This is a genomic window from Bacillota bacterium, assembly GCA_040754675.1.
In the GTDB taxonomy this organism is placed as follows: Bacteria; Bacillota; Limnochordia; order Limnochordales; family Geochordaceae; genus Geochorda.
Genome location: JBFMCJ010000225.1, coordinates 1 through 6,638, shown reverse-complemented (window position 1 = coordinate 6,638; position 6,638 = coordinate 1). Strand labels below are relative to the sequence as shown.

The 6,638-nt window shown below is 68.7% G+C and carries 8 protein-coding genes; 4 read left to right on the top strand and 4 right to left on the bottom strand.

The genetic code is table 11. From position 1 onward, the window contains the following. The 4 genes from AB1609_13225 to AB1609_13210 all read right to left on the bottom strand — a co-directional run. Nucleotides 1-193, bottom strand: a 193-nt coding sequence (locus AB1609_13225; GenBank protein MEW6047421.1) for a glutamate--tRNA ligase family protein, incomplete at its 3' end; no start/stop codon positions are given. Then, nucleotides 190-1,203: an S-methyl-5-thioribose-1-phosphate isomerase gene (gene mtnA / locus AB1609_13220; protein ID MEW6047420.1), complete on the bottom strand. Its 1,014-nt coding sequence runs from the start codon at nucleotides 1,201-1,203 to the stop codon at nucleotides 190-192. The genes AB1609_13225 and mtnA, both read right to left, overlap by 4 nt. A gap of 14 nt (nucleotides 1,204-1,217) precedes the next feature. Beyond that, entirely contained in the window at nucleotides 1,218-2,021 is an 804-nt protein-coding gene (locus tag AB1609_13215; GenBank protein ID MEW6047419.1) for an S-methyl-5'-thioinosine phosphorylase, read from the bottom strand. A gap of 89 nt (nucleotides 2,022-2,110) precedes the next feature. After that, nucleotides 2,111-2,314 carry a hypothetical protein gene (locus tag AB1609_13210; GenBank protein MEW6047418.1) on the bottom strand — a complete coding sequence of 68 codons (204 nt, stop codon included), beginning with the start codon at nucleotides 2,312-2,314 and terminating at the stop codon, nucleotides 2,111-2,113. Between the two features lie 347 nt (nucleotides 2,315-2,661). Between AB1609_13210 and AB1609_13205 the strand changes: the two genes are divergently transcribed. From AB1609_13205 to AB1609_13190, 4 genes are all read left to right on the top strand, one after another. Continuing rightward, a complete protein-coding gene (locus tag AB1609_13205) occupies nucleotides 2,662-3,705 on the top strand; it encodes a LacI family DNA-binding transcriptional regulator (GenBank protein ID MEW6047417.1) in 1,044 nt (347 codons plus the stop codon). A gap of 143 nt (nucleotides 3,706-3,848) precedes the next feature. Then, entirely contained in the window at nucleotides 3,849-5,081 is a 1,233-nt protein-coding gene (locus AB1609_13200) for an ABC transporter substrate-binding protein (protein ID MEW6047416.1), read from the top strand. Nucleotides 5,082-5,246: 165 nt separating this feature from the next. After that, a complete protein-coding gene (locus tag AB1609_13195) occupies nucleotides 5,247-6,344 on the top strand; it encodes a sugar ABC transporter permease (protein MEW6047415.1) in 1,098 nt (365 codons plus the stop codon). A 45-nt stretch (nucleotides 6,345-6,389) separates the two neighbouring features. Further along, nucleotides 6,390-6,638: carbohydrate ABC transporter permease (locus AB1609_13190; GenBank protein ID MEW6047414.1), on the top strand; the 249-nt coding region annotated here is incomplete at its 3' end.

The following is a 6,638-nucleotide window of genomic DNA, read 5'->3' as shown; positions in this document are numbered from 1 at the left end:
GGGCGAGGTCCGTGTCCTCCAGCCGGAGCACGAACCTGCCGCCGTGGTGGCGGGCGAAGAGCCAGTTGTACAGGGCCGTCCGAATGCCGCCCACGTGGGGGTAGCCGGTGGGGCTCGGCGCGTACCGCACCCGGACGGCCCCGGGCCGATCCTTCGCCGCCCCGGGTGAGACGTTTGAAGCGCTGACGCTCAATGCGAGGCCTCCTTCAGGGAACGCTCGTACGGCGGATACAGAATGGCGCGATCCGTAATGATCGCGCGCACCAGCCGCGCGGGCGTCACGTCGAACGCCGGGTGCAGCACCGCCACACCGGCCGGGGCCACGGGCACGCCCGCAACGTGGGTCACTTCCTCGCCGGCGCGGTATTCGATCGGGATCTGGTCTCCTCGGGAGATGCTCAGATCGATGGATGAAAGCGGCGCCGCCACGTAAAAGGGCACCCCGTGCGCCTCCGCCAGCACCGCCAGAGAGTAAGTGCCCACCTTGTTGGCGACGTCGCCGTTGGCAGCAATGCGGTCGGCGCCGACGATCACCGCCTGCACCAGGCCCTGCTGCATCACGTAGCCGGCCATGCCGTCCGTGATGAGCGTGACGTCGAGGCCGTCGCGGCTCAGTTCCCAGGCGGTCAGGCGGGCGCCCTGCAGGTACGGGCGGGTCTCGGTGGCGTACACCTTCCGCCGGCGGCCGTGCGCCGCGGCGCGCCGCAGCACGCCGGCGGCGGTGCCTATCCCCGCGGTGGCGAGCGCCCCGGTATTGCAGTGCGTCAGGACGCCACCCCGCTCCGGCATGAGAGGCACCCCGGCCTCGCCGATCCGAAAGCACGCGGCCTCGTCCTCCTCGGCGATGCGGCGGGCCTCGTCCTCGGCGGCTGCGGCCGAAAAACCGTCACGGCGCAGGCGCTGCATGACGCGTCCCACCGCCCACGCCAGGTTGACCGCGGTGGGACGGGCCGCCGCGAGGCGCCGCGCGGCTTCTTCGACGGAGGGCGAGGTCGCGCCGGGAGCAGCGGCCGCCAGCGCCACCCCGTACGCAGCCGCCACCCCGATGAGCGGTGCGCCCCGCACCACCATCTGCCGGATGGCGTCCGCCACGTCGTCGGCGTGGCGGCAGGCCACCCACACCTCGTCGCCGGGCAGGCGGCGCTGGTCCAAGAGCCACAGCGCCCCCTGCTCCCACCGGTACGCTCGAACCACCGGATGCACCACCGTTCCCCATTCTACCGCACGAGGCCCCGGCCAGGGACGTTTGCGCAGGGGCAGTGACGCTCGGCGGGCAGCGCCAGAATGGCCTCCAGCATGATCTTCAGCACCCGGGGCCGCAGCGACGCCATTGCCTGCTCCACCTCGCGGTGGGAAAGGGGTGCTCCCGAAAGCCCGGCGCCCAGGTTGGTCACGACCGCCACCGTCGCAAAGCAGAGCCCCGCCTCCCGGGCCAACACCGCCTCCGGCAGGCCGGTCATGCCTACCACGTCGCCGCCCAGCATCGCAAACGCACGCACCTCGGCCGCCGACTCGTAGCGGGGGCCTTCCAGGCCCACGTAGCAGCCGGACGGCCGCACGGCCAGCTTCTCGCTGCGGGCGGCCTCGAGCAGCCTGGCCCGGACCTCGGGGCAATAAGGCTCGGTGAAGTCGGTGTGCACCACGCAGGCCCCCGGCGTATCACCGTCAAAGAACGTGAACGGACGCTGACGGGTGAAGTCGAGGAACTGGTCCACGACCACGACCGTTCCGGGCGCCAGTTCCCGCCGAAGCGAGCCGACCGCCGCCGTGGAAACGACCCGTTCGACCCCGATGGACGCCAGCGCCGCGATGTTGGCCCGGTAGTTGACCCCGTGCGGCGGAATGGTGTGGGAGGGGCCGTGGCGGGAGAGAAACGCTACCGTCTCTCCCCGGATCGCGTAAAACGAAACGGAAGCGCTTCCGAAACGCGTTTCGACCAACTGCGTCTGCGTCGGCCGGCCGAGGAGGGCCGGGTCCTCGAAGCCCGTGCCCCCGATGACGGCAAGCCTGGCTTTACCCACGCGCTCCACCCCCTGCGGCCCGGGACCTGCTGGCAGCCCCCTGCCACGGTGGGTGCGCTTCGTGGACCCCCCGCTACTTCCTGCCGGCGTTAGGTGAGCTTACGGTGCGTGCGGACCTTGCGGTCCTTGCGGGTGCCCGGCGTGTGGCCACTTGCCCACTGCCCCTTCTGTGACGATGCCTCCCGTGGCACTGGCCGAGCCCTCAGGATGTCTTCCCGCTCGCCACCAGGATGGGCCGGGATGGGGCTCCCGTCGCCGTCCTCGGGTTGTCGGGCCCACGGCGTTCGCTTCATCTGTGTGTGCGCTCCTTCCCATCAGCCGCGCAGACTCCCGGTTCGCGGCATGAAGCTGCGCCGGCGCCCGTAGTCTTCCCATCCGGTGTCGCCGCCACCGGGCCGCTAGGGATGCTCTGCTGGTAGCTGAAGCGCTTAAGCTAAGCTATGGTAACGATCGCTTGCAGCAGACCACGTCATTATCGGCATTTTAGCCCGCGCCACGCCGGGATGAGCATCCTGGTCAGCAGGAGAACGCCGGGGACTTGCCGAAACATCCCCCTCGGATTTGCGAGAAGTATCGTCGGCAAATGGCAACCTGGGCTGTGGAAGGCCGGAAGCAAGCGGATACGTAGGGGTGGAAGCGTTTGAGGAGCAGCGGCGCCGGCCGGGTGGTCACCCTCCGGGACATCGCCGCCCGTGTCGGCGTCTCCGTCACGGCGGTCTCCCGCGCCCTGAACGGCCATCCGGACGTTAGCGAGGCCACGCGCCAGCGCATCCTGGAAGCCGCCCGGCAACTCAACTACCGGCCCAACGCCGCGGCCAAGACCCTGGCCACCCAGCGCAGCCACCTCATCGGGGTGTACTTCCTGGGCGAAGGGCCGGTCCGCTTCTCCCACCCATTTGCGTCGCAGGTGGTGGACGGCATCCTTGAGGGACTCGCCGCCGCGGGATACGACCTGCTGGTGTTCGGGGCGGGACTCTTCGACTCGAAGCCGTCTTTCCTCGAACTGGCGGCCCACCGGCAGCTCGACGGCGCCATCTTCCTGGGGCTGCGCACCGATGACCCACGCTGGGGAGAGCTTACGCGGCTCCCGTTCCCCATTTGCTCGGTGGACGTGCCGGTGGAGGCTCCGCGGGCTGTCTGCGTCGGGTGCGACCACATCGAGGGAGCCCGTCTGGCCGCCCGGCACCTGGTGGAACTGGGCCACCGGGATGTCGCCATGGTGAACGGGCACCGCTGGGCCCCGGTGAGCTGGGAACGCCTGAGCGGCTTCACCGCCGGGCTCCAGCAGGCCGGCGTGGAACTCCCCGCGTCGCGGGTGCTCGAAGGCGACTTCACGGAGCCGAGCGGCTATCAGCTCGCCCTGGGGCTCCTCTCGGTCACGCCCCGGCCGACCGCCATCTTCGCCGCGTCGGACCTGATGGCCCTCGGGGTGCTGCGGGCGGCACGCGAACTGGGGATCGCCGTGCCGGCCGAGCTTTCCGTCGTCGGCTACGACGACATTGAGGACGCCGCTCGGGCCGTTCCCGCCCTGACGACCATCCACCAGCCTCGCCACCGGGTCGGGCTGGCGGCAGCCCAGTCCGTGGTGCAGCTCATCGAGCGGGGCGACGCGACGTCGGCCTCTCGAGTCTTGCTGCGCCCTCAACTGGTGGTTCGGGCCTCCACCGGGCCCGCCCCAGGGTAGGCCACCGGCGCCGAAGGGGGGATGCTGCGGGCAGCAACAGAGTTACTTCAGCGGACATCCTTGGGACCGAAGCGAAGGCCCTGTGAGCCGCGACTGGAAAGGAGCGTGCCACGTTGAGGATCAACCGGGCATTCGGGCGCGTGCTGGCCGCCGGGCTTGTGGTGCTCGTGGCGAGCGTGCCGGCGCTGGCCAGCACCGTGGTGCGGGTATCGGGCTGGGGCGGCACCGACATCGCCATCGTGGAGGAGCTGATCGAACGGTTCGTCCGCCCTGCCGTCAAGCCGTACGACATCGAGGTCAAGTACGAACCCATCGCAGAGGAGTTCTCCGGCTACCTGTTCAACAGCCTCTCGGCCGGGACCGCTCCCGATCTGTTCTATGTGGACATCTTCTGGGCCGAGCCGTTGATGCGGACCGGGCAGCTCGAGCCGCTCGACCCGTACCTGGCCAAGTCCAACGTGCTGCGCAAGGATGACATCCTCCCCAAGTTGCTGGCCGGGTTCACGTACAACGGCAAGATCTACGGCATCCCCAAGGACTTCAACACCCTGGCCGTCTTCTACAACAAGGACCTGTTCGACGAGGCCGGCGTGGCCTACCCGGACGCCAACGACACGTGGGACACCTTCGCCGAGAAGCTGCGCAAGGTCAGCCGGCCCGAGGACGGCATTTACGGTATCGCCCTGCCGCCCGAGTACGCTCGCTTCGGCGCGTTCGCCTACTCGGCCGGCTTCAAGCTGTTTGACGACAACGGCAAAAGCGATCTGTCCCAGCCGGGCTTCGTTGAGGCGTTCAAGTGGTACACCGGCTTGGTGAAGAGCGGCGTCGCCATCCAGCCGGCCGACATCGGGCAGGGTTGGGGCGGCGGTGCGTTCGCCACGGAGAAGGTGGCAACGGCCATCGAGGGCGCCTGGATCCTGGGCTTCCTGCGGGATCAGGCTCCGAACCTGCGCTACGGGGCCACGCTGATTCCGAAGAATCCCAGGACCGGGCAGCGCGGTAACTTCATCTACACGGTCTCCTGGTCCGTCAACGCGGCCTCCAAGGTGAAGGCAGAAGCGTTCAAGGTGCTGGAGGCGCTGACCAGCCCCGAGGCCCAGCAGTGGGTGCTCCGCCGCGGGCTGGCCTTGCCCAGCCGGAAGTCGCTGCTGAACGACCCCTACTTCAAGCAGGACACGCCTGAGGCGAAGGCCAACCTCGTGGTGTTCCAGGGCGCTTCGGACGGGAACGTACACCCGTTCCAGTTCGGGCGCTACGGCGGCGACTGGATGACGCCGGTGAACGAGGCGCTCACCGCCGTGATGAGCGGCGAGATGAACGTTGACCAGGCGCTGGCGCAGGCGCAGCGCCAGCTGAACGAGCTGGCCAGCCGCTGACGAACGAAAACGGTCGGGGGGTGGGTTGCCGCCCGCAGGGGGCGTGCCCCACCCCGGCCCGGAGAGGCCCGTAACGGCCAGACGGCGGGGCTGGGGGGGTTGCAGTCGTTGGGAGCCGGTACGCTCACAACCGCAGCGGGCCGAAGGGGGCGCGGGCGGCCACTGCTGACCGAGAAAGCTCAGGAGGCGCTCACCGCGTACGTCTTCCTGCTCCCCTACCTCTTCACGCTCGTCATCTTCTTCGTCTACGGGTTCATGCGCACGTTTTACTTCAGCTTCACCGAGTACAACCTCTTCGAGGCCCCGAGTTGGGTGGGTTTGCGCAACTACGCCGCCATCATGACCGAGCCCCGGTTTCTTACCGCCCTGCGCAACTCCATCACGTTCTCCGTGGTGGTGACCACGGCTCAGACCGTGCTCTCTCTGGCCCTGGCACTGGCGCTCAACCAGAGGCTGCGGGGCATCACGTTTTTCCGGGCCGCTTACTACACGCCCAGCGTGATGTCCAGCGTCGTCATCACCCTGATGTTCATGTGGCTTTTCCAGCGAACGGGCGCGATGAACTACCTGCTGACCCAGGTGCTCGTCTTCCGGGAGCTCATCATGGCGTTTCTCCTGGGCACAGCCGTGCTTCAGGGGGCTCTCGTCTGGTGGGAGCGCCGCCACGGCTTTGCCGCCGCGTGGTGGGAGCCGAGCCTGCTCGTCACGGCCATGATGCTGTCGGCTGCAGCAACCGTCGTCCTGCGGACAACCGGGGTGGTGGCCGCCGACCTGGAGGTGAATCCGGTCGCCACCCCGTGGCTCAACACGCGCCGCTATTTCCCCGATTGGCGGTTTCCCTCGGCGCCGATCCCGCTGGAGGCCCTCATGATCCTCAACACGTGGACGACGGCGCCCACCTTCATGCTGCTCTACCTCGCCGGACTGCAGGACATCCCCAGAGATCTGTACGAGGCGGCGTGGGTTGACGGCGCTTCGGCGTGGCAGCAGTTCCGCCACATCACGCTGCCGCAGCTCCGGCACGTCACCTTCCTGGTGGTGACCCTGGGGCTCATCGGGACGCTGCAGATGTTCGACCAGGTGGCGGTCATCGGCGACCAGGCGCCCCTGGACTCCATCATCACGCTGGCTTACTACGTCTACCACAACGTCTTCCCGGGTGGGGCCATTCCCCGGATCGGGCAGGCCGCCGCGGCAGCGGTGACGCTCGCGGTATTGACCCTCGCCGTGGTGCTGGTGCAGCGCAGGGTGGTGGAACGGTAAGTGAACGCGGCGGCAGCTCCGCAGACGGCGCGCAGAAGGCACCAGGTGCTCGCTTTTGACCCGGCAGCGGTGGCCAGGCGCCGATGGGCTCGGGCCGGCGCCATCTACCTGTTGCTCCTGATCTTCTCCCTGCTCTTCATGGGGCCGGTTTTTTTCGCCGCGCTCTCGAGCCTCAAGGACAACCCCACTCAGTGGCCGCCGCGCCTCGATCCTCCCCAGCTCGATCCGCGCAACTGGGTGGGGGCGTACCGGCTGGGCAAGGCCGGGGGTGGGAGCGGGTGGTTCGGGAGGTTT